15 protein-coding genes, 1 other RNA gene and 1 pseudogene are annotated in these 21,030 nt (G+C 64.3%); all 17 read right to left on the bottom strand.

The annotated features are described in order from the left end of the window. Window positions 1–9: 9 nt before the first annotated feature. Window positions 10–1,350 carry a phosphoglucosamine mutase gene (gene glmM / locus ACI38Z_RS07390; RefSeq protein WP_439789546.1) on the bottom strand — a complete coding sequence of 447 codons (1,341 nt, stop codon included), beginning with the start codon at window positions 1,348–1,350 and terminating at the stop codon, window positions 10–12. 135 nt (window positions 1,351–1,485) lie between these two features. Next, window positions 1,486–1,881 (bottom strand): 30S ribosomal protein S9, encoded by a 396-nt coding sequence (gene rpsI, locus ACI38Z_RS07385; protein ID WP_439789545.1) that lies wholly within the window; start codon window positions 1,879–1,881, stop codon window positions 1,486–1,488. Between the two features lie 3 nt (window positions 1,882–1,884). Then, the gene (gene rplM / locus ACI38Z_RS07380) at window positions 1,885–2,325 is read right to left on the bottom strand and encodes a 50S ribosomal protein L13 (RefSeq protein WP_439789544.1); all 441 of its coding nucleotides are present in this window, start codon (window positions 2,323–2,325) and stop codon (window positions 1,885–1,887) included. A 233-nt stretch (window positions 2,326–2,558) separates the two neighbouring features. After that, on the bottom strand, window positions 2,559–4,199 hold the full coding sequence (gene hcp, locus ACI38Z_RS07375; protein WP_439789543.1) for a hydroxylamine reductase: 1,641 nt from the start codon (window positions 4,197–4,199) through the stop codon (window positions 2,559–2,561). 97 nt (window positions 4,200–4,296) lie between these two features. Then, on the bottom strand, window positions 4,297–5,238 hold the full coding sequence (locus ACI38Z_RS07370; RefSeq protein WP_439789542.1) for a patatin-like phospholipase family protein: 942 nt from the start codon (window positions 5,236–5,238) through the stop codon (window positions 4,297–4,299). Window positions 5,239–5,325: 87 nt separating this feature from the next. Further along, window positions 5,326–5,689: a transfer-messenger RNA gene (ssrA, locus tag ACI38Z_RS07365) on the bottom strand. A gap of 191 nt (window positions 5,690–5,880) precedes the next feature. Further along, window positions 5,881–6,024 (bottom strand): rubredoxin-like domain-containing protein, encoded by a 144-nt coding sequence (locus tag ACI38Z_RS07360; protein WP_439789562.1) that lies wholly within the window; start codon window positions 6,022–6,024, stop codon window positions 5,881–5,883. A gap of 135 nt (window positions 6,025–6,159) precedes the next feature. After that, window positions 6,160–6,591 (bottom strand): annotated as a pseudogene (locus ACI38Z_RS07355) (flavin reductase family protein); the annotation flags it as partial. A gap of 83 nt (window positions 6,592–6,674) precedes the next feature. Next, window positions 6,675–7,163 carry an SsrA-binding protein SmpB gene (smpB, locus tag ACI38Z_RS07350; RefSeq protein WP_439789541.1) on the bottom strand — a complete coding sequence of 163 codons (489 nt, stop codon included), beginning with the start codon at window positions 7,161–7,163 and terminating at the stop codon, window positions 6,675–6,677. Continuing rightward, on the bottom strand, window positions 7,150–8,052 hold the full coding sequence (locus ACI38Z_RS07345) for a hypothetical protein (RefSeq protein ID WP_439789540.1): 903 nt from the start codon (window positions 8,050–8,052) through the stop codon (window positions 7,150–7,152). Before ACI38Z_RS07345 ends, smpB begins: the two co-directional genes overlap by 14 nt. An 83-nt stretch (window positions 8,053–8,135) precedes the next feature. Next, entirely contained in the window at window positions 8,136–10,172 is a 2,037-nt protein-coding gene (rnr, locus tag ACI38Z_RS07340; RefSeq protein WP_439789539.1) for a ribonuclease R, read from the bottom strand. A 79-nt stretch (window positions 10,173–10,251) separates the two neighbouring features. Then, complete coding sequence (gene ftsX, locus ACI38Z_RS07335) at window positions 10,252–11,178, bottom strand: permease-like cell division protein FtsX (protein ID WP_439789538.1); 927 nt, start codon at window positions 11,176–11,178, stop codon at window positions 10,252–10,254. Then, window positions 11,165–12,271: a cell division ATP-binding protein FtsE gene (gene ftsE, locus ACI38Z_RS07330; protein ID WP_439789537.1), complete on the bottom strand. Its 1,107-nt coding sequence runs from the start codon at window positions 12,269–12,271 to the stop codon at window positions 11,165–11,167. Before ftsE ends, ftsX begins: the two co-directional genes overlap by 14 nt. Window positions 12,272–12,426: 155 nt before the next feature. Further along, a complete protein-coding gene (locus ACI38Z_RS07325; protein ID WP_439789536.1) occupies window positions 12,427–13,305 on the bottom strand; it encodes a YitT family protein in 879 nt (292 codons plus the stop codon). Further along, on the bottom strand, window positions 13,302–14,414 hold the full coding sequence (gene prfB, locus ACI38Z_RS07320; protein ID WP_439789535.1) for a peptide chain release factor 2: 1,113 nt from the start codon (window positions 14,412–14,414) through the stop codon (window positions 13,302–13,304). The genes ACI38Z_RS07325 and prfB overlap by 4 nt, the downstream gene beginning before the upstream one ends. Before the next feature lie 14 nt (window positions 14,415–14,428). Next, the gene (secA, locus tag ACI38Z_RS07315) at window positions 14,429–17,182 is read right to left on the bottom strand and encodes a preprotein translocase subunit SecA (protein WP_439789534.1); all 2,754 of its coding nucleotides are present in this window, start codon (window positions 17,180–17,182) and stop codon (window positions 14,429–14,431) included. A gap of 113 nt (window positions 17,183–17,295) precedes the next feature. Continuing rightward, the gene (locus ACI38Z_RS07310; protein ID WP_439789533.1) at window positions 17,296–20,292 is read right to left on the bottom strand and encodes an AfsR/SARP family transcriptional regulator; all 2,997 of its coding nucleotides are present in this window, start codon (window positions 20,290–20,292) and stop codon (window positions 17,296–17,298) included. Between the last annotated feature and the right edge of the window lie 738 nt (window positions 20,293–21,030).

Here is a 21,030-nt window from a genome sequence, read left to right as displayed (position 1 = left end):
CGCGCGTCGCTACCGCTCGCGGTAGGGCTCCAGCGCCTTGATCACGATGTCGTCCGCCTTCTTGCAGAGCTCGTCGGTCGGCGCCTCGGCAAGCACCCTGATCAGGGGCTCGGTGCCGGACGCGCGCACGAGCACGCGGCCGTTGCCCTCGAGGAACTCCTCGGCCTGCGCCACCGCAGCCTTCACGTCCCCGCTCGCCATCACGGCGTCCTTGTCCTGCACGCGCACGTTGATGAGCAGCTGCGGGTAGAGCTTGACCGGCCTCGTGAGCTCGGAGAGCTTCTCGCGCTCCGCGCCGAGGACCTCCATCACGCGCAGGCTCGTCATGATGCCGTCGCCGGTCTTCTCGAGGTCGCCAAAGATGATGTGGCCGGACTGCTCGCCGCCCAGCGTGTAGCCGTTCTCCATCATGCAGGCCCAGACGTTCTTGTCGCCCACGGCGGTGGAGACGTGCGCGATGCCCGCCGCGTCCAGCGCCTTGAAGAAGCCGAAGTTGCTCATGACGGTGGGGACGACGGTGTTCTTGGCAAGACGGCCGTGCTTTGCCAGGTAGGTGCCGCACACGTACATGATGAGGTCGCCGTCGACCACGTGGCCGCGCTCGTCAACCGCGATGCAGCGGTCGGCGTCGCCGTCATAGGCAAAGCCCACGTCCAGGCCGTTCTGCACCACGAAGTCCTGCAGGCGCTCGATGTGCGTGGAGCCGCAGTCGACGTTGATGTTGAAGCCGCTCGGCGCGTTGTTGATCACGTGCGTCTCGGCGCCCATCGCGTCGAACACGGGGCGCGCCACGGAGGACGCGGCGCCGTTGGCGCAGTCGAGGCCGACCTTCACGCCCTGCATGCTGAAGCCGCAGGAAGAGATCAGGTGCGCGATGTAGCGGTTGCGGCCCTGCATGTAGTCCACGGTGCAGCCGATGGCGTCGCCCGTGGCCAGCGGCACGTCGAACTTGCCGTCGATGTAGTCCTCCACCTGCTCGAGGACGTCCTCCTCCATCTTGTAGCCCTCGGTGTTGACGAGCTTGATGCCGTTGTCGGTGTAGGGGTTGTGCGACGCCGTAATCATGATGCCGCAGTCAAAGCCGCCGTCCGCAGTCTCGTACGCGAGGCCCGGGGTCGGGATGACGTGGAGCATGTACGCGTCCGCGCCCGACGCCACGAGGCCCGCCACGAGGGCGCTCTCGAACATGTAGCTCGACCTCCTGGTGTCCTTGCCCAGGATCACGCGGGCCTTCTTGCCCACGCGCGCGCCGTAGTGCCAGCCCACAAAGCGGCCGATCTTGTATGCGTGCTCGACGTTCAGTCCCTCGTTGGCGACGCCGCGGAAGCCATCCGTCCCAAAGTACTTCATGCTCGACCCTTCTCGCTCGCGTCCGCGCAGAGGCACGGCGCGAATCCGATCCCTAATGACAACCTTAACCAAAAGAGGGCCTGCCGACCACAGTCGACAGGCCCTCCGATAACACTTCGCAAAGCCAGTGGGGCCTTAGCGCTTGGAGAACTGCGGGCGCTTGCGGGCCTTCTTGAGGCCGTACTTCTTGCGCTCGACGGCACGGGAGTCACGGGTGAGGAAGCCGGCCTTCTTGAGGTCGGCGCGATACTCGCCTGCGTCCAGCAGCGCGCGGGCGATGCCCAGGCGCAGTGCGCCGGACTGGCCGTTGATGCCGCCGCCATCGCAGTTGGCGAGGACGTCGAAGCGGTTCACGGTGTCCGTCACGCGGAACGGAGCGAGAGCGTTGTCAACGAGCTGCTGACGGCCAAAGTAGTTGAGGGCGTCGCGGCCATTGACGGTAACCTTGCCGGTGCCGGGAACGAGGCGAACGCGAGCGGTTGCCTCCTTGCGACGGCCGGTGCCGGTGTAAACAGCGGTGTTGTCAGCCATCGGTTAAGCCTCCAGATCGATCTTGACGGGGTTCTGAGCGGCGTGCGGGTGCTCGGGGCCAGCGTAGACCTTGAGCTTCGTCGCCTGCTGGCGGCCGAGGCTGGACTTGGGGAGCATGCCCTTGATGGCGTGCTCGACCACGCGCTCGGGGTGCTTCTCCATGGCCTCCTTGAAGGACTCGGTCTTCAGGCCGCCGAGCCATCCGGAGTAGCGCCAGTACTCCTTCTTGTCCGCCTTCATGCCGGTAAGCTGGACCTTATCGGCATTGATGACGACCACGAAGTCACCGGTGTCGGTGTTGGGGGTGTACTGGGGCTTGTTCTTGCCACGAAGAATCATGGCAGCCTTGGTGGCAAGGCGGCCAAGAGTGGCGCCGTCGGCGTCGATGAGGACCCAGTTGCGCTGGACCTCGCCCTTCTTGGCGTAATGAGTCGACTTGTTCACTTGACTCCTCCATGTGCTTACTAACAAAACGCGTTTTCCTATGAGATTACGGGGCTCAGTGGAAAAGCCTTAGAAGTATACAACACCTACGCCCCAGGCGAGAAAAGCTCAATTTCCCCACACAAAGCGACCACTTCGCGCCAGGCGCTCCCACCGCCGCGACGCAAGGGCCGCGACGCCACCCGAAGGCGACGCCGCGGCCACGCTACCACTTGGCTTGCGTCAGGCAGACCCTACCCCACGAAGAGCTTGAGGTCGTCCTCGACGTTGGTGATGCCGCCGATGCCAAAGTTGTCCACGAGCACCTTCGTCACGTTGGGCGAGAGGAACGCGGGGAGCGTCGGCCCAAGGTGGATGTTCTTGACGCCCAGGGCAAGCAGGGCGAGAAGGACGATGACTGCCTTCTGCTCGTACCAAGCGATGTTGAAGGCCAGGGGCAGGTCGTTCACGTCATCCAGCCCGAAGATCTCCTTGAGCTTGAGCGCGATCAGCGCGAGCGAGTAGGAGTCGTTGCACTGGCCGGCGTCGAGCACGCGCGGGATGCCGGTGCCGGGGACGTTGCCCAGGCCGAGCTTGTTGTACTTGTACTTGGCGCAGCCGGCCGTGAGGATGACGACGCTCTCGGGCAGGGCCTTCGCGAAGTCGGTGTAGTAGCTGCGGCTCTTGGCGCGGCCGTCGCAGCCCGCCATCACCACGAACTTGGTGATCTTGCCGGTCTTGACGGCGTCCACGACCTGGTCGGCCAGGGCGAACACCTGCTCGTGCGCGAAGCCGCCCACGATGGTGCCCTCCTCGATCTGGGTCGGGGGCTCGCAGGTGCGGGCGAGCTCGATCAGCGGCGTGAAGTCCTTCTCGCCCTGCTCGTTGGCCTCGATGTGGACGCAGCCGGGGTAGCCAGCCTCGCCGGTGGTGAACATGCGGCCCTTGTAGGAGTCCTTGGGCGGCACGATGCAGTTGGTGGTCATGAGGATCGGGCCGTTGAAGCTCTCGAACTCGGTCGTCTGCTTCCACCAGGCGTTGCCGTAGTTGCCCGCGAGGTTGGGGTACTTCTTGAGCTCGGGGTAGTAGTTGGCCGGGAGCATCTCGGAGTGGGTGTAGACGTCCACGCCGGCGCCCTGGGTCTGCTCGAGGAGCATCTCGAGGTCGCGCAGGTCGTGGCCGGAAACGAGGATGCCCGGGTTCTTGCGGACGCCGATGCTCACCTCGCTCACCTCGGGGTTGCCGTACGCGCTGGTGTTGGCGGAGTCGAGTAGCGCCATGCCGTCCACGCCGTGCTTGCCCAGCTCGAGCGTGAGCGCCACGAGGTCGTCCACGGTCTGCGAGTCGTCCAGCGTCTTGGCCAGCGCCTCCTGCATGAAGGCGTCCACGGACTCGTCGTACTTGAGCAGGACGTTCGCGTGCGCGGTGTAGGCGGAGAGGCCCTTCACGCCGTAGGTGATGAGCTCGCGCAGGCTGCGGACGTCCTCGTCCTTGGTGGAGAGCACGCCCACGGTGGCCGCCTTGGCCTCCCAGTCGGCCTCGGGCGCGGTCCAGAGCGCGGCGGCGGGCAGCTCGTGGGCGTTGTCCAGCTTGCCCAGGAGCTCGGCCTTGACCTCGAGCGTCTTTGCGATGCGCTCGCGGATGGCGGCCTCGTCGAAGTTGGCGTTGGTGATCGTGCGGAACATGTTGGTCGCCACGAGGTTGTTGACCTCGCGCGAGACCTCGCCGCCCTGCGCGCGCAGCGCGGTGGTGACGGCGCTCAGGCCGCGCGTCACGTACACGAGCAGGTCCTGCAGCGCCGCGAGCTCGGGCGACTTGCCGCACACGCCTCGCACGGTGCAGCCCTTGCAGCCCGCGGTCTCCTGGCACTGGAAGCAGAACATCTTGGGATCCATGTGACACCTCTCCTCGTCTTGTGCGGCCCCCCTGCCGCATCACGTTCAAGCAGAGGTTACGTTGGACGAGCGAGAGAGTCTGTTGCTCGTGCAACAATCACGATTTGGCGAGAAACGCGCGGATCTCGTCCAGCCGCTCCTCCGCCTGCCGGCGGCCGCGCACGTAGAGCGCGAGCAGGGAGGCGCCGTCCGAGCCGGTAACGTCCACGGTCACGGGCTCCTTGGGCGCGATCACGAGCACGCGCGGGTCCTCCTCGCGCTCCATGGTGAAGAGCAGGTCGCGCTGGGCGTTGTAGCGCAGGTAGCGGGTCTCGAGCGCGTGGGTGAAGTAGGGGTAGGAGTCGTAGCGGTGGCTGCGCAGCACCAGCCCCTCGTTGCCCAGCCCCTTCACGTAGTCGCGGTCGCGCGTGAGCACCACCAGGCCGCGGCGGGCGGGCGTGTAGCCGTCGATCTGGCGGCCGCCCTCGAGCCCCAGCGCCGTCTGGAACGGGATGGAGTCCGTGGTGCCGCCGTCGAGGTAGCGGTTGCCGTCGACCTCGACCATCTGGGAGACGCCCGGCATGGATGCCGACGCCTGGACCTTGGCCACGTCCTCGGGAAAGCTCCTGCACTCCAGGTAGTCCGCCGTGCCAAAGATCACGTTTGACGCCACGCTGAACATGCGCAGCGGATTCGCGTTGAACGTCTTGACGTCGCAGGGGTCGAGCACGTTCTGCACCTCGTCGTACACGAACTCGCCGTTGGCGATGTTTCCCGTGGTGAGGAGCGACCAGAACGACATGAAGCGGCGGTCGTCGCGGAACGCGAGCATGATGCGGCACGTCCTGCCGATCTGGCGGCTCTTGAAGCTCGAGGCGCTCATGGAACCGGCCGATACACCCCAGACGCTGCCGAAGTCGTAGATGCCGTGCTCCATCAACACGTCGAGCACGCCCGCGGTGAACATGCACCTGAAGCCGCCGCCCTCGAGCACGAGCGCGGTGCCGGACCCCTGGGCCGGCGACGTCGCCACACCCGCCCTGTCGACGCTTTCGGACATTGCTCCCCCTTTGGCTCGGCGCGCGAAGGCGCGGCGGATACAGAAGAGCGGCGCCCGCGCAGAGGCACGGACGCCGCGGCAAACTCATGGTGGAGGCGCGGAGAATCGAACTCCGGTCCAAAGCAATCCCCTGGCAGGTGTCTTCAAGCTCAGTCGTCAGTTAGGTCTCGGGCGCATCGCACCTGGCGACACGCGCTCAGCGCCCCAGCCGGTTCGGTCTTACTTCCGGGCATACCGACCACGTCCCGAAAGGCATCTCCCTAAATGACGTCGCACCCGGAGCGGGAGAATATCCGGGATTGACGGCTGCTAGTTAATATTTAAGCAGCGAGGGCATAGCCCTGATAAGAATCGTTGTCAATTAAATTTGACGGTACCCCTGTTTAACGTGGCGAGGAGACCACGGCTTGCTGCCCACCTCAGAACTACCCTGTCGAAACCAGTCGCCCCCACATCGTGCCTGGGGCCGATTGCCACCATGCATCTGTCAAAGTCCCAAACTGCCTTGGACCCTAACAGTCTACCCAAAAGTCGCGGGCGGATTGCAACGCTTTTCTCGCCCATGCGTCCTTGGGCGAGAAGGACAGGGTCCCCGCAGGGACCCCATCCGGACGTGCCATCCTTGCGACTCGGCGGCCGAGGCTAGTCGTCGACGCGCTCGAACTGGTCGGGACCCACGCCGCACACGGGGCACACGAAGTCCTCGGGCAGCTCGGGGGTGTCGACCTCCACCTCGTAGCCACAGACGGTGCAGACAAACTTGTAGGTCTTCTTCTCGTCGGCCATGGTGTTTCCTCTCTCTATGTGGTCGTCCGCGTTTGCGGAACCGTCCCCGGATTTGATCGCGCTTTCGTCCACGTACGAGGACGCGCGCGGGGGCGTCTTGCCCTTGAGCACAGCATGATAGTACGAATACGTGAGCGGGTCCGCGTCGCCCAGGACAGACGCGTCGAGCACCTCTCCCACGAAGACCATGTGCGTGCCCACGTCCAGCGTGGACACCACCCTGCAGGCGAGCACCGCGCAGACGTGCTCCGTGGGGTAGCGGTCGCCCAGCGTGGTCGTGGCGGAGGCGATGCCGGCAAACTTGTCGAAGTCCGCAGAGGACCTGAAGCCGAAGCGCCCCACGAACTCCATGTCCGCCGTCTTGTCCATCGGGCACAGCGCGAAGTGGCCGGCGGAAAGAATCTTGCGCTCGGTCGCGTTCTGCTTGTTGATCACGACCTCGACCTGGAGCGGCGAGCTCGTGAGCTGCAGCCCCGTGTTGATGACGCAGCCGGCCGAGCCGTCCGCGTCCGTTGCCGAGACCACGTACAGACCAGAGGAAAACTTGTACAGCGCCTTGGCGTCCATCACGTCCCCCTTGCACGTACCCGCACGTCAGGTGGCGGGCCCACGCGCCCGCTCACGAGCACATTGTATATCCTCGGCACCCCTCAGTACCGGCTGCGCTCCTTGAGCGCGCGGCGGATCTCGCGGTCGGAGTCGCGAGCGGCCATGTCGGCGCGCTTGTCGTACAGCTTCTTGCCGTGGGCGAGCGCGATCGTGAGCTTGACGCGGTTGTGCTCGTCAAAGTACATCTGAAGCGGCACGATCGCGGCGCCCTTGGTGCGGAGCTTCTGCTCCAGGTAGTCGATCTGACGGCGGTGCAGCAGGAGCTTGCGCCGGCGGTCCGGGTCGGGGTTCCACACGCCGCCGTTCACGTACGGGTGGATGTGCATGCCGTTGAGCCAGACCTCGCCGCCGCGTATGAGCACGAAGGTGTCGGTTATCTGCGCGGCGCGGTCGCGCAGGCTCTTGACCTCGGCGCCGGTGAGCTCGATGCCCGCCTCGTACGTCTCGTCTATAAAGTAGTTGTGGTGCGCCACGCGGTTGCGCGATATCACCTTGATGTTGGGCTTGCCCTTGGCCTTACCGCCTGCCATCGGCACCATCGCCCTTCTCGCCCTGGGCGGAGGCCTTGCCCTCGGCCTCGCGCTCGAGGTCCGCGTCGCTCTGCCTGATCAGGCGTAGCAGCGCCATGGAGGCGTCCTCGCCCACGAGGTCGCGGGCGCGCACGGTCAGGTTGGTGGCCACGTCCTGCTGGCCGGCCTGGGCCGCGTCCGTCGCGCACATCAGGAGGCAGATCGCGATCTCGGCATTTGCGCCGTCGGGCAGGCCCTCCTGGGCCAGCAGGTCCGTCGTCTCCTCGTCCGTCACGGAGTCGGGGTCGTGGTCCGTCCCCTCGGCCTCGCCCAGCGCCTGGTCAAGGGCCTTGTCGCGCACGTCCAGCCTGCGTGCCGCCCGAAGGGCCGCCGCGGCGGTCCGGGGCTTCTGCTGCACGAGGAAGTACTCCGCAAAGTTGGAGAACGCGCGCGCCAGGTGCCGGGCGTCGCTCGCGCGCTCGAACACTGAGTACGTGAGCGCCAGGTACTCGTTCACGTCGCCGGCGATGCGGAAGAGGTCCGCAAGGTTGAGGCGGTACTCGCAGCCCATGGGATTCCAGCGCACGGCCTGCTTGAGCGCGGCCGTCGCGACGTCGTAGTCGTTCTCGTGCACCGCCGCGAGCGCGAGGTCGTTGTAGAGCCGGTCCATGGGCTCGCCCACGTCGCGCAGCTCGCGCGGGTCCTTCTCCACGCGGCGGTACGCCAGCCGCTCGAACATCGTGGGGAAGCTGAACCACTGCACCTCGTCCGTCGTGGGACAGTTGCGGTCCACGTACTCCTCCGCGTCCTCCGCGATTCTCCTGAGCTCCGTGAGCGCCTGCGCGCTCTGCCCCTCTATCAGCAGGGACTCGGCGTGTGCCAGCCCCTCGGTCATTCCCGTGTAGTCCATCAATCCTCCAACGGCCGCGGTTGCGTGCGCGTCTGCGCCCGGCCGGCGGCCAATGCTCATGTCCCTAGGCTACCCATGGGACGTCACTTTGATGCAGGGCGCCCCTGCGCCAGGCCAAAGTCTATCTGCCCGCGCTCCGGCCGCGCGTCCGTCACGGTCACGGCCACGCGCTGCCCAGGACGCCACTGGCGCCCGGACTCGCCGCCGGTGAGGCACATGCGCTTCTCGTCGAAGTCGAACCACTCGTCCCCCAGCGCGCGCACCGGCACGAGGCCCTCCGCGCAGGTGTCGTCCAGCATCACGAAGAGCCCGTAGCGCTCCACGCCCACGACGATGCCCGAGAAGGACTCGCCCACGTGCCCCTTGTAGAGCTCGGCCATCTTGACGTTCTGCGTGTCGCGCTCCGCGCCGTCCGCCAGGCGCTCGCGCTCCGAGCACGTGCGGCAGAGCTGCGGCAGCACGTGCAGCACCTGCATCTGCTCGCGGCTCGTGCGGTGGCCCTCGAGCAGCGCCCGGAGCGAGCGGTGCACGATGTCGTCCGGGTAGCGGCGGATGGGCGACGTGAAGTGGCAGTACGCCGGCGCGCCCAGCGCGTAGTGGCCCTCGTTCCTGGGCAGGTAGACGGCCCGGCGCTGCGCCCGCAGCAGCACGGAGTTGGCCAGGAACTCGCCCGTGGTGCCACGGGCGGCGCGCAGCACGTCCTGGATGGCGTGTGGGTCGCCCTCCGCGACGCGCGCGGCGAGGGGCGCGTCCACCAGCTGCAGCTCCCGCAGCACGGGGAGCGTGGCGCGCATGTCCTCCGCCGCGGGCGGCTCGTGCACGCGGTACGCCGCGGGGGCCTCCGCGTCCGAGAGGAACTTGGCCACGCTCTCGTTGGCGATCAGCATGGCCTCCTCGACCAGGCTCGTCGCCCGCGTCTTGCGGCGGACGCTCACCCCCGTGGGCACGCCCTTCTCGTCCAGCTGCACCTTGGCCTCGGCGGTGTCGAAGTCGATGGCGCCGCGCTCCTCGCGACGCGCGCGCCTCAGGGCCGCCACCTCGTCCAGCACGTGGATGGACTCCGCCACGCGCGGGCGGTCCGCGGCGTCGCAGCAGGGCAGGTCGTCCGGGGTCGCGTCGCCGTCGAGCAGGCGGTCGACCGTCGCGTAGTCGAGCCGCGCGACGGAGCGTATGGCCGTGGGCGCGGGGTCGGCGGCCACGACGTTGCCGCGGCCGTCGAGCCGCATGAAGACGCTCATGCACAGGCGGTCGACGCCGGGGCGGAGCGAGCACACGTCGTTGCAGAGGCGCTCTGGGAGCATGGGCAGCACGCGGTCGACCAGGTACACGGAGCAGGTGCGGCGGCGCGCCTCGCGGTCGATGGGCGTGTCCCAGCCCACGAAGTGCGTGACGTCCGCGATGTGCACCTCGACCTCGTAGCCGTCGTCTAGCCGGCGCGCGCCCACGGCGTCGTCGAAGTCGCGCGCGTCCGTCGGGTCGATGGTGAAGACGCAATGGTCGCGCACGTCGCGGCGCAGCGGCTCCTGCGCGAGCGCCTGGGCCACGTCCTCACGCATGCCCTCCGCCTGGTCGAGCGCCTCCTGCGGGAACTCCGTCGCGAGGTCGTACGACGCGATCACGGACTCGACGTTCATGTCCACGTCGTCCGAGGACCCGATGCGGGCGTCGATCGTTACGATGCCCGCGGAGTGGCGCGTGGGGTACTCCACGATGCGGGCCCGCACCAGGTCGCCCTCGGCCACGCCCAGGCGCTCCGGGCTCTTGTCCTCCGGCACCACGAAGAAGTCCCGCTTGACGCGCGCGTCCAGCGGCACGACAGCGCCGAGCGGCTCGAGGCGGCGGTACACGCCCGCGAAGGTCGTCGTGTTGCGCACGAGCACGGACTGCACGCGCGCAAGGCGCCTGCCGTCATGCGAGGAGGAGAGGCTCGCCTGGACCTCGTCCCCGCTCATGGCCTCGCGGATCCCGCCGCGCGCGACGTCGAACGTCCCCTCGGCGGTGTGGAGCTCGGCCACGCCCGGCTTGAGCACGCGCAGGACGCCCGTCACAAGGGCGCGCGGCTTCCTCTGCTTGGACTGTCCCCGCCGTCCCCTCTGGTGGCGCGCGCGCTTTCTTCCCATGGTGTCCCCCTCAACAAAAGGAGGCGGCGTGACCAGATGGCCGCGCCGCCTCGCCAGATGGCAGTGTGTCGAAGCTTGCCTAGACCTTGAGGTAGCGCCTCATGGCAATCATAGACCCAAACATGCCCAGGAGCATGCCGATAACGATCAGGCCCACGTACGTGCCAACGAGCACGTTGGTCGGCAGGTTGAACGAGAGGAACTTGAGGCTCGTCTGCAGCTTGGGCATCACGACGGAAAGCCCCGCGTTCAGCGCGACGACCGCCAGCACCGAGCCGATGAGCGCCTCGAGCAGGCCCTCCATCATGAACGGCCCGCGGATGAACCCGTTGGAGGCGCCCACCAGGCGCATGATGGCGATCTCGCGGCGGCGCGCCGAGATGGCGAGCCTGATCGTGTTGTTGATGAACACGAACGCGATGAAGGCCAGGAGGGCGACGAGCACGATGGCCGCTATTCTCAGATAGTACGTGACCGAGAAGAGCCGCTCCACGGTCTCGCGGCCGTACTGGACCGACGCGCTGGGATTGCTGGAGTTGTCCGCGACCTTGGCGAAGTCGGAGTCCTTGATGAGCCGCTTCGCGACGGACTCGACGTTCTGGGGATTCTTGAGCTTGATGACGATCGACGCCGGGATGGGGTTGTCGCCGTCAAGGGCCGCCACGGCGTCTGACGCGTTGCGGTTGCTCATGGTCTTCTTGTACTCGTTGAGCGCCTGCTCCTTGCTCTTGTAGGTGACCGACTGGACGTTCTTCCAGCCCTCGACCTTCTTCTCGAGCGCGGTGACGGCGGTCTTGTCGGCACTGTCCGAGAGGAACGCCTGGATCGTGACGCGGTCCTCCACGTTGCCGACGAGGTTGCCGACCATGACGGAGCCGAGCACGAACATGCCGATCACGAAGAGCGACAGGAAGATGGTGACGATGGCGCCCAGGACCGTCGACCAGTTGCGACGGAAGTGGCGGAACGCCTCGTGGAGCGAGTATCCGATGTTAGATGGCACCATAGAAGCCGTAGCCTCCCCTCTCCTGGTCGCGAACGACGTGGCCCGCCTCGAGCGCGATGACGCGACGGCGCATGGAGTCCACCATCTCGCGGTCGTGCGTCGCCATGACGACGGTCGTTCCCGTGCGGTTGATTCGGTCGAGCAGCCTCATGATGCCGAGCGAGATCGCGGGGTCGAGGTTGCCCGTGGGCTCGTCGCACACCAGGAGCGGCGGGCGGTTGACCATGGCTCGGGCGACGGACACGCGCTGCTGCTCGCCACCGGAGAGCTGGTCGGGGTAGTTGTCCATCTTCTCGGCAAGTCCCACGAGGCGGAGCGTCTCGGGAACCTGCACCTTGATGACGGCGCGCGGCTTGCCGATGCACTCGAGCGCGAACGCGACGTTCTCGTAGACCGTCTTGTCCGGCAGGAGCTTGAAGTCCTGGTACACCGTGCCGATCTGGCGGCGCAGGTACGGGACCTTCCTGTCGCGAAGCTTCGTCAGGTCCTGGCCCGCGACGATCACCTTGCCGCTCGTCGCGCGAAGCTCGCGCGTCAGCAGCTTCAGGAGGGTCGACTTGCCGGACCCCGAGTGTCCCACGACGAAGACGAACTCGCCGGGGTAGATGTCGAGGCTCACCTGGTCGAGGGCGGGCTTGTTGGGCTGGGCCGGGTAGATGAGTGTTACGTTTCGAAGCGAGATGGTAGGCCTTCCCGTGTGCGGGACGACCCTGTTACCACCATCCTGCAGGGGTGCGAAGACGCTCTTGGTCTCGGGCTGCGCCGTCACGTCGCCGGCGTCCTTCGAGACCACGATGCCCTCCTGCCCGGTCGCCTGGGCGTCCGACGCGTCCGGTGCCGCCGATGCGGTGACGGTCGTCACAGGCTGCGGCTCGTCAGAGCCGTCGTCCGCCCCGGACTCCGCCCGAGGCGCCGCGTGCGACGCCACATGGCTCGCCTCGGCGGCCGTCTCCTCGCGCACGATCTCGTCCACGCGAGACGCCGGGTCCATCGACCCCGTGTCCTGCGTCTGGTCGGGCGTCGCGGGTGCCTGGCTCAGAGGCTCGGGCTTCTCGTCCCCCTGCCGCTCGCTGCTGCGAAAGTGGTTGGCCACAAGAGCTCCTTTTTCTACAAAGCGATACTGACAGAATCTGTATAAGTCTACACAACGCGGCGCGGCTCCCGCTCGCGCTCACGGACGTCGCACATATAAATCAGAGGGGTGAAGGCTGCCTTGGGGACGGGCGTCACGCCGTGCGAGAAGGACCCCTACGCACCTATGCGCGAGAACCCCTCGCCAAACGCCTCGTGCACCTCGCTCAGGATCACGATCGCGTCCGGGTCCGTCTCACCCACAATCTGCTTCAGCCGCGTCGTCTCCGTGCGGCCGCAGACGCACATGAGCACCGGTCGGTCGTTGCCGCTCCAGACGCCTCGCGCCTGCAGCTCGGTGCACCCGCGCCCTAGCTCATACATGATCCGGTTCGCGATGGCCTCGTGCTCGTCGGATATCACGTACGCGACCCTCGCGGTGCGCGGGCCGTCCACCACGGCGTCGATCACGCGTCCGCCAATGTACATGGCCACGCCCGCGAACAGCGCGTTTCTCAACGAGAACACCGGTATCGACGCGACCACGATGACGCCGTCCACGATCATGCTCAGCGTGCCCAGCGGCATTCCGTTCCGCTTTGCTATCAGCTGGCACACGATGTCCGTTCCGCCGGTGTTGCCGCCGGAAAGGAAGACGACGCCGACGCCAGCCCCAACAAACACCGCCCCCCAGATTGCGGAGATCAGCAGCTCGCCCTGGGTCGGCACGGGAAGGAACGGCTTCAGCGCGTCCATCAGGAAGCCCGAGACCAGAATGCCCGCGATGCTCCTCGAAACGTAGCTCCAGTCCCTCGTCGTGACGACCACGTAGGCCAGAAGGACGATGTTCATGACGATGGTCTGCAGACCGACGGGAAGCGTCACGCCCGCCGACTTGCCGACCGCATAGATGATCGTCGCCAGACCCGTGAGCCCGCCGGCCGCGATGCCGTTCGGAAGCTCGAAGCAGTCGATGCCTATCGCGAAGAGCACGGAGCCGCCCACGATGAGAAGGGCGTCCCTCACGAGACGCCGCCAGTCAGTTGCAAGCCTCATTTTCCCTCCTCGCTCGTCCGCCATCTGTGGTAGCCGATGATGAACTGGTCAAGGTCGCCATCCCGCAGCACGGCGTCGACGTTTCCCGTCTCGACCCCCGTGCGCAGGTCCTTCACCATCTTGTAGGGATAGAGCACGTAGCTCCTGATCTGGTTGCCAAAGCCAATCTCGCGCTTCGGGCCGCGCAGCTCGTTCACCTCTGACTCGCGCTCCGCGAGCGCCCGCTCGTACAGCCGGCTTTTGAGGATGCCCATGGCGATGGCGCGGTTCTGGATCTGGCTACGCTCGTTCTGGCACGTCACCACGATACCCGTCGGAATGTGCGTGATGCGCACCGCGGAGTCGGTCGTGTTCACGCCCTGGCCGCCATGGCCGGTCGCGTGGTACACGTCGACCCTGATGTCGCCCGGGTCTATGTCCACGGTCACGTCATCGGGAAGCACGGGCAGCACCTCCACGCCGGCAAACGTCGTCTGCCTGCGCTTCTTGTCGTCCGTTGGCGAGATCCTCACCAGTCGGTGCACGCCCTGCTCGGCCCGCAGCATGCCATACGCGTTCTTGCCCGATACGGTGAACGTCGCCCTGTCGATCCCGATCACCTCGGCCGCCGGCGCGTCGTTCACGTCCACCTTCCAACCGCGACGGTCACAGTAGCGCAGGTACATGTGGAAGAGCATGTCGCACCAGTCCTGCGCCTCGAGCCCGCCCTGCCCGGGCGTCACGGTCACGATTGCGTCGCCGTGGTCGAACTCCCCCGTGAACCAGGTCGAGAGCTCGAGCTCGCCCAGGTCCCGCACGAGCTTGTCGTAGGACGTCTTCGCCTCGGCGAGAAGTTCCTCGTCCGAGGTCTCGAGCCCAAGCTCGAGCGCGGCGCTCACGTCATCCAGCTCCGCGCGCGCGTTATCGAGGGCGGAAACGTCCTCCTTCGCGCGCGTGAGCTCCTCCATCGCCTTCGTCGCACGCTCGGCATCGTCCCAGAAGCCGGGTTGCGCGCTCTCAAGCTCGAGCTCAGCTACCCTGCCCCTCTTCTCGTCTATGTGGAGGTAGCTCTCGACCTTGTCCAGACGGGCCGAGAGCCCCTTCACGTCCTCATTCGAAATGTCGACCATGTTCCAACGTTTCGCTAGCGGTTCCTGCCATGGCAGTTCTTGAACTTCTTGCCGCTGCCGCAGGGGCAGGGGTCATTCCTGCCAACGCCCACGTACGGGTCGGGGTCGTCGGCCTTCCTGTAGGTGCTCGGCTTCGCCGGCGCCGCATGTTTGGGTGCCGCGTGCGTAGCCGAGCCCTGGCCACCCTGCGCGAGGGCGCTGCGCGCGCCGCCGTGGTCCCCGTCGACGTCCGCAGGACCAGAGTAGCTTGCTCCGCGCAGGTCATCGGGACCGTCGTCCTCCGTGAGCGGGGCCACGAGCTCCAGACGCAGGATCGTCCTGAGGAAGTCCTCGTACATCGTATTCACGAGCTCGGTAAACGCCGCATAGGCCTCGGTCTTGTACTCCACCAGGGGGTCACGCTGGCCAAAACCGCGCAGGCCGATGCCAGTCTTAAGGTAGTCCATCTCCTGGAGGTAGGACATCCACCTCGTGTCGATGACGCGCAGCATCACCTGGGCGGAGAGCTGCTGCATAATCTCGTCGGAAAGCCGCTTGGACTTCTCGTGGTAGCAGCCGATCACGAAGTCGTCCACCTGCTCCGTCAGGGTGTCGATGTCTGGGTCCTCGTCGAACTCCGGCAGGTCGTCGCGACCGGTCAGCTCCTCGACCCACTTGCGGAGCCCCTTCAGGTCCCAGTCCTCGGACCCATGGTCCTCGCCGCAGAACTCGCGCACCTTGCGCTCGACGGTGTCGTGCGTGACCTCCTCGATGTGCGCCACAAGGTCCTTGCCGTCCAGGATCTTGTTGCGCTCCTCGTAGATGACCTGGCGCTGCTTGTTCATGACGTCGTCGTAGTCGAGGACGTTCTTACGCATCGCGAAGTTGATCTCCTCGACCTTGCGCTGCGCGCCCTCCACGGCCTTGGTCACGATCTTCGCCTGGATGGGCATGTCGTCCGGCATGTCGTACTTCGACATGAGCGCCGAGATCTTGTCCATGCGGTCTCCGCCAAAGAGCCTCATCAGGTCATCCTCGAGCGAGAGGTAGAACTGCGTCTCGCCGGGGTCGCCCTGACGGCCCGCACGACCGCGCAGCTGGTTGTCGATGCGTCGGCTCTCGTGCCTCTCGGTGCCGATGACGCACAGGCCGCCCGCCGCGAGGACGTGCTCCTTCTCCTTCTCGCACGTCTTCTTGGCAGCCTCGACGTAGCGCTCGCGCACCGCGGGGTCGACTCCCTCGTCCACGTCGATTCCGTCTGCCTTCATGCGCTCGACGGCAAGCACGTCCGGGTTGCCGCCCAGCAGGATGTCGGTACCACGACCGGCCATGTTCGTGGCGATGGTGACGGCGCCCTCGCGACCAGCCTGTGCCACGATCTGCGCCTCGCGCTCGTGGAACTTCGCGTTCAGCACCTCGTGCTTGATGCCACGCTTGTCAAGGATCCTCGAGAGTCGCTCGGAGCTCTCGATGGACACCGTGCCCACCAGCACGGGCTGCCCAGTGGCATGGCGCTTCTCCACGTCGTCCGCGACGGCGTTGAACTTGGCGTCGATCGTCCTGTACACGAGGTCGTCGTGGTCCACGCGGATGACCGGCTTGTTGGGCGGAATGACCTGCACGGGCAGGTTGTAGATCTCCCTGAACTCGGCGTCCTCGGTCATTGCGGTGCCCGTCATGCCCGAGAGCTTGTCGTACAGCCTGAAGTAGTTCTGCAGCGTGATCGTGGCGAGAGTCTGGTTCTCCTCGCGAACGTAGACGTTCTCCTTCGCCTCGATCGCCTGGTGCAGGCCCTCGGAGTAGCGCCTGCCCTCCATGATGCGGCCGGTGAACTCGTCGACGATCTTCACCTCGCCGTCCACCACGACGTACTGCTGGTCCCTGTGGAACATGTACTGCGCCTTCAGTGCCTGCTGCAGGTGGTTGACGAGCTGGCCTGACATGTCGGAGTAGATGTTGTCGATGCCGAGCCTGCTCTCGATCTTGCGGAGGCCCTCGTCCGTCGCCGCGATGGTGTGCTTCGCCTCGTCCATCTCGAAGTCGACGTCAGGCGTCAGGCCACGGACCGCGCGCGCAAAGTCCTTGTACGTGCTGGCAGACTTCGTGCCCGCACCGGAGATGATGAGCGGCGTCCTCGCCTCGTCGATCAGGATCGAGTCGACCTCGTCCACGATGGCGAAGTTGTGGCCCCTCTGCACGCGCATGTCCGCGCGTCCGACCATGTTGTCCCTCAGGTAGTCGAAGCCAAACTCCGAGTTCGTGCCATACGTCACGTCCGCATCGTAGGCGGGCTTCTTCAGGCTGAGCTTCATCCCGTTCTGGAGGATGCCGACGCTCATTCCCAGGAACTTGTACACCTGGCCCATCCACTCGCTGTCGCGCTTCGCGAGGTAGTCGTTCACGGTGACGATGTGCACGCCCTTCCCGGGAATCGCGTTCAGGTAGCCGGCAAGCGTGGACACGAGCGTCTTGCCCTCGCCGGTCTTCATCTCCGCGATCATGCCGCGGTGCAGCGCAATGCCGCCAATCACCTGCACGTCGAAGTGCCTCATGCCAAGCGACCTGACCGAAGCCTCCCTGACGGTGGCAAATGCCTCGGGGAGAAGGTCGTCCAACGACTCGCCGTTGTCGTACCTCTCGCGAAACTTTACCGTCTGCCCCCGCAGCTCCTCGTCGCTCAGGGCTTTGATCTGAGGCTCGAAGTCGTTCACCTGCTCGGCAATTGCCTCGAACTCCTTGAGCTGCTTATCGGCGCCGCGCGACAGGAGCCGCGCAAAAATGTTTGCCATACTCTTCCCCCGCATATTCACCGGCACGATGGCCGCGAGCATTATTCAACATTTCACTCTATCAATAGAGCGCCATCAGGGCACCCTCGACGCCCGCAACCATCAAAATGGCACTACGAGGTGGGCTCGCCGTCATTGCCCAAGTTGTCGATCTCCTCGGTCGTAAGGTCGCTGCCGCTGCGCCCCAGCGCCTCGTCAACGCCCTGGCACACCGTCTTGCTGGGCGTAATGTGAAGCTCGCGGAGAAGAACGTCCCTATAGCGCCGATACGCCGCCGTTATCTCCGCGGTCCTGCCCAGTACGCCCAATGCCATGACGTTGGAGATGACAGCGTCTTCGCGCATGCAGTCGTCCTCAAGCGCCTCCCTGGAAAACTGGGACGAGAGGTACGCCTTCCCCTCCCGCAGGGCAGCCCGCGCGCCCGCCGCCATGGCATCCGCATGCAGCCGCGCAAGCGCCTCCGCGCGCGCCGTGCTGATTCCGGACGGGTCGTCAAACGCCTCCGCTATCCCTCCGGAATATATTGCCCTTGCTTTGCCCGCCATCGTCATGACGCTCTTGTCCAGACCGTCGTTTGCCAGGGCGGCCGTGGCACACTTCTCGAAGTCGTCCACGTCCACGGAGACGCGAGACATGTCCAGCGAAATCCTCCCCGTTCCACGCCCCGTCAGGATGAACGGCTCGTCCGTCTCGTTTATTCGGAGCGCCTTCCTGGCCATGCAGACGGATTCGTAGATCTTCTGGTTGCCCGTATCGTAGTCATAGTCGCCCCAGATCATCTCTATCGCGTCTCTCTTCGAGAGCGAGTGCCCCCTCGTGAGCGCAAGCGCAAACACGAGGTTTCTACCGCGTCGCGCTCCAAGCGACTTCGTGGGCAACTCCCTTCCGTTTATGGTGACGGAGAACGTGCCCAGGACCTTAATCCTCACCGGCTTCTCGTTTGGCTCCCCCGCACCTGAAACGTCGCCGCCCACCGTCAGGCTCTCCTCCGCTACCTGGGCATCGCCCACGGATTCCAGCGATGAGGTTGCGAAGTTCCTCCAATTGATGGGCATGAGCTCCCTAAAGTTCTGCGACACCAGCCCGCAATCGTTCATGAGGACGTTCAGGGCCCAGAGGATCTCTCGCGAGCAATTCGCCCTCGACAGCGTGTCGAGCCGTATCGGATAGTCGGTTTCCGACCTCGACGCCTGGCCGAGCATCCTCCTGAGGTCGACGAGCCTGCCAATCTCAGGCGTCGTACTTGACGGGGCGGGCTCCAGCGCGTCGCCAATCTCAGACCCAGTTGCGGCCTCCACGGCATCCGCCAGCAAATTTGCAGCCGCCTCTATGTAGCCCGCTGACGCATTTCTCGCAAGATCGGCGGCACGTCTCGCGCGGACGCTGGCACGCGCATATGCCTTGAGCCTTAGGTCGGCTACCGCGGCGGCGCAGAGAAAAACGGCCTCCGGGATTGCATCGCCTGTCGTATCGAGCTTGGTTATGATTTGTTCCACTTCAGGAAATACGGCTACTCTCCCCATGAGGATCCGTAGCGCAGAAACCATTCCCGAGTGCAGCGCAGAAAGCCTCCCCGATCCCGACTCGACCAGAATCCGGCCGGCGTCAGATACGGCCGAGCCCCGCTGTCGAACAGGCGCCTCCCCAAGAAGCGCTTCGCAGATTCCGAAGTCATCCATCAGAAGGGCAGCCGGAATGCCATCGAAGGATTTCCTGCCCGGGTTGTCCAGAATGGAGTCGAAGCACTCGAGGAATTTGCCTCCGATGATTTTCTCTATCGCATCGAGGTGGTCTACCATGACGCAAATCTGTTCATCATCGAGATTGAAGTCCTTCTCGACTTTCAGTATGGGTGACCTCGCGAAGGCGTCTCTGCACACCCCCAGCATTGCCGCATGGCGCAGCATGGACTTTTCGGAAGACCTCAGCCTTGGCAAAGCGGAACAGGCCTCGCGCAGTCGAGTTACCTCTTCCCGTCTCGCCGAGACCTCCGCAACCGCAAGGCTATTGATGAGCTTTAATGTACCGAGATCATCATCCCGCTTTTCAAATAGCCTGGAAGCCCTAGCTACGAGGTCGACGTGTCCCGCGCAAACAAGGTTTACGCCGCTTTCCATTACCATTTCTCCAGCCGCGGCAGAGTCACAAATTGGCTCGAGCACAATTCCCATGCGACGATATTGCCCGCGCCTGGCAAGAACATCCGCGACGCCTAGCGTCACATCCCGAAACTTGCGGCACGTTTCATCCAGTACGGCCAGGCAACTGTGAAGGACATCATCGTTGCTCAGCGCCGCCACTCGAAAGGCCGAGTCAAGACTCGCGACCCCGAAGAATGGCGCCTCACTCTCAAGGATGCCGAGGGCCTCTTCGTCCGCATGACGACAGATACGCACAACATCGTCAAAGGTTCCCCTCCCAAGCAGAATCATTGCCAGCCTGAGTTCCAAATCCTCCTCTGCAAGGGAGGCCCTCAGCGACGCAGTCACCATCTCCTTGACCGCGCGGTCGTAGAACGTTCCTCCGCATGAGCTACCGCTGAAAGCTGCAGTATCAGCCCTAAGCGAGACGATCAGTTTTGGAAGTAGATTTGTCATAGGGTGTGGCTCACTGTTCATTGGCCGGGCAACAAGCCTTGTCGAGTCGATGACGTAGGCGTCCCCGAACGCGTCCATCAATCCCTCGCACTCCGGCCTAACCGACACGAGTACTCGACACCCGGCATTCACCATCTTTCCGATCGCTTTCGCAACGCGGCCATATGCCCTCTCGTCCGCCGCGGGAACATCATCAATGCAGACAGTCATGCGTGGAGAACCTTCGCACGACTTCACCGTTTCCCTCGCGAACCTTCCAAAACGGGTCGCAAGTTCCGATTCCCTGCACCCTTCGAGAGATGCGTGTTGAACGCGCGCTCCGACGCTCTTCTCGTATGCCATTACGCTCTCAATGAAGTACGACTTCCCAACGCCAGCATCACCAGTCACAAAAACGATTTTCGACCCGAGGCCCATCGCCGCGGTCCACATGCCAACCACTTCGCTCCGCGTGACTAATGCGCTAGACTCAAGCTCAATTTCCCGGCGATATGCATCGTAGCAAGCGGCCATGTCTTGTCTCCTCTTCTCGAGTAACTCCTTACTGAAAAATGCCTTAATACATAAATGCACTAAATCTATTGATTTGTCACTAGTAAATCGGAAAACATTCGGTCAACAAGTTAATTATTTCAAATACACCCTAAATGTTCGATAATATTGCTACATTTATATAAATATAACCTAAAGATTCCCTGAAATATGGTTCAATTAAGGTTTATTGCACGACCCACCGAACCCAACTCAGGTCACGCGGAGCTTCCCAAACGGGCCTCTAGTATCGCCAGGCTTGGAAGAAGCAGAAGAATCGTTTCAATATGAAGAGGATCAGCGATGCCCTAGAAGCGGGCCAACTGCTACGCAGAGATTTCATACAGCTTCACATTTGCGTTGCTAAAGCTCATGCGGACATCTGAACAGAGCATCTTAGTGTCAATGAATCTAATGCCTCGGGAGCTGTGCGATAACCGTAGCAGTATTGCTTTGTTTGGTAACGATTCAGAAGTGGCAAAGTTCAGACGTGGGCGTATTGATCAACGCTGAAGGTTATCGTGCAGGCGTTGTTTATCGCGCAGGCAACGGCCATATGTATGACAGCTATTCCCAATGTCACGATGAGAAGCTTGACCTCGGAGGAATAGTTCGAAGTAATGCTTATAGGAATACCTTTAGCTAGGTCACTTAAAGTACCGACAATCCGAGTAGACGCACTGCCTAGCGCGAATCAAAAAATAATCAATCAGATGATTT

Source organism: Parafannyhessea sp. (assembly GCF_051876455.1).
GTDB lineage: Bacteria > Actinomycetota > Coriobacteriia > Coriobacteriales > Atopobiaceae > Parafannyhessea.
The sequence above is the reverse complement of the archived record's forward strand: the minus strand, read 5'-3'. Positions and strand labels throughout refer to the sequence as shown.

Bases quoted from the DNA above. Each gene is read 5' to 3' on its own strand.
- glmM (WP_439789546.1), bottom strand. From the start codon at position 1,350: ATGAAGTACTTTGGGACGGATGGCTTCCGCGGCGTCGCCAACGAGGGA.
- rpsI (WP_439789545.1), bottom strand. From the start codon at position 1,881: ATGGCTGACAACACCGCTGTTTACACCGGCACCGGCCGTCGCAAGGAG.
- hcp (WP_439789543.1), bottom strand. From the start codon at position 4,199: ATGGATCCCAAGATGTTCTGCTTCCAGTGCCAGGAGACCGCGGGCTGC.
- ACI38Z_RS07370 (WP_439789542.1), bottom strand. From the start codon at position 5,238: ATGTCCGAAAGCGTCGACAGGGCGGGTGTGGCGACGTCGCCGGCCCAG.
- ACI38Z_RS07360 (WP_439789562.1), bottom strand. From the start codon at position 6,024: ATGGCCGACGAGAAGAAGACCTACAAGTTTGTCTGCACCGTCTGTGGC.
- smpB (WP_439789541.1), bottom strand. From the start codon at position 7,163: ATGGCAGGCGGTAAGGCCAAGGGCAAGCCCAACATCAAGGTGATATCG.
- ACI38Z_RS07345 (WP_439789540.1), bottom strand. From the start codon at position 8,052: ATGGACTACACGGGAATGACCGAGGGGCTGGCACACGCCGAGTCCCTG.
- rnr (WP_439789539.1), bottom strand. From the start codon at position 10,172: ATGGGAAGAAAGCGCGCGCGCCACCAGAGGGGACGGCGGGGACAGTCC.
- ftsX (WP_439789538.1), bottom strand. From the start codon at position 11,178: ATGGTGCCATCTAACATCGGATACTCGCTCCACGAGGCGTTCCGCCAC.
- ACI38Z_RS07325 (WP_439789536.1), bottom strand. From the start codon at position 13,305: ATGAGGCTTGCAACTGACTGGCGGCGTCTCGTGAGGGACGCCCTTCTC.
- prfB (WP_439789535.1), bottom strand. From the start codon at position 14,414: ATGGTCGACATTTCGAATGAGGACGTGAAGGGGCTCTCGGCCCGTCTG.
- secA (WP_439789534.1), bottom strand. From the start codon at position 17,182: ATGGCAAACATTTTTGCGCGGCTCCTGTCGCGCGGCGCCGATAAGCAG.
- ACI38Z_RS07310 (WP_439789533.1), bottom strand. From the start codon at position 20,292: ATGGCCGCTTGCTACGATGCATATCGCCGGGAAATTGAGCTTGAGTCT.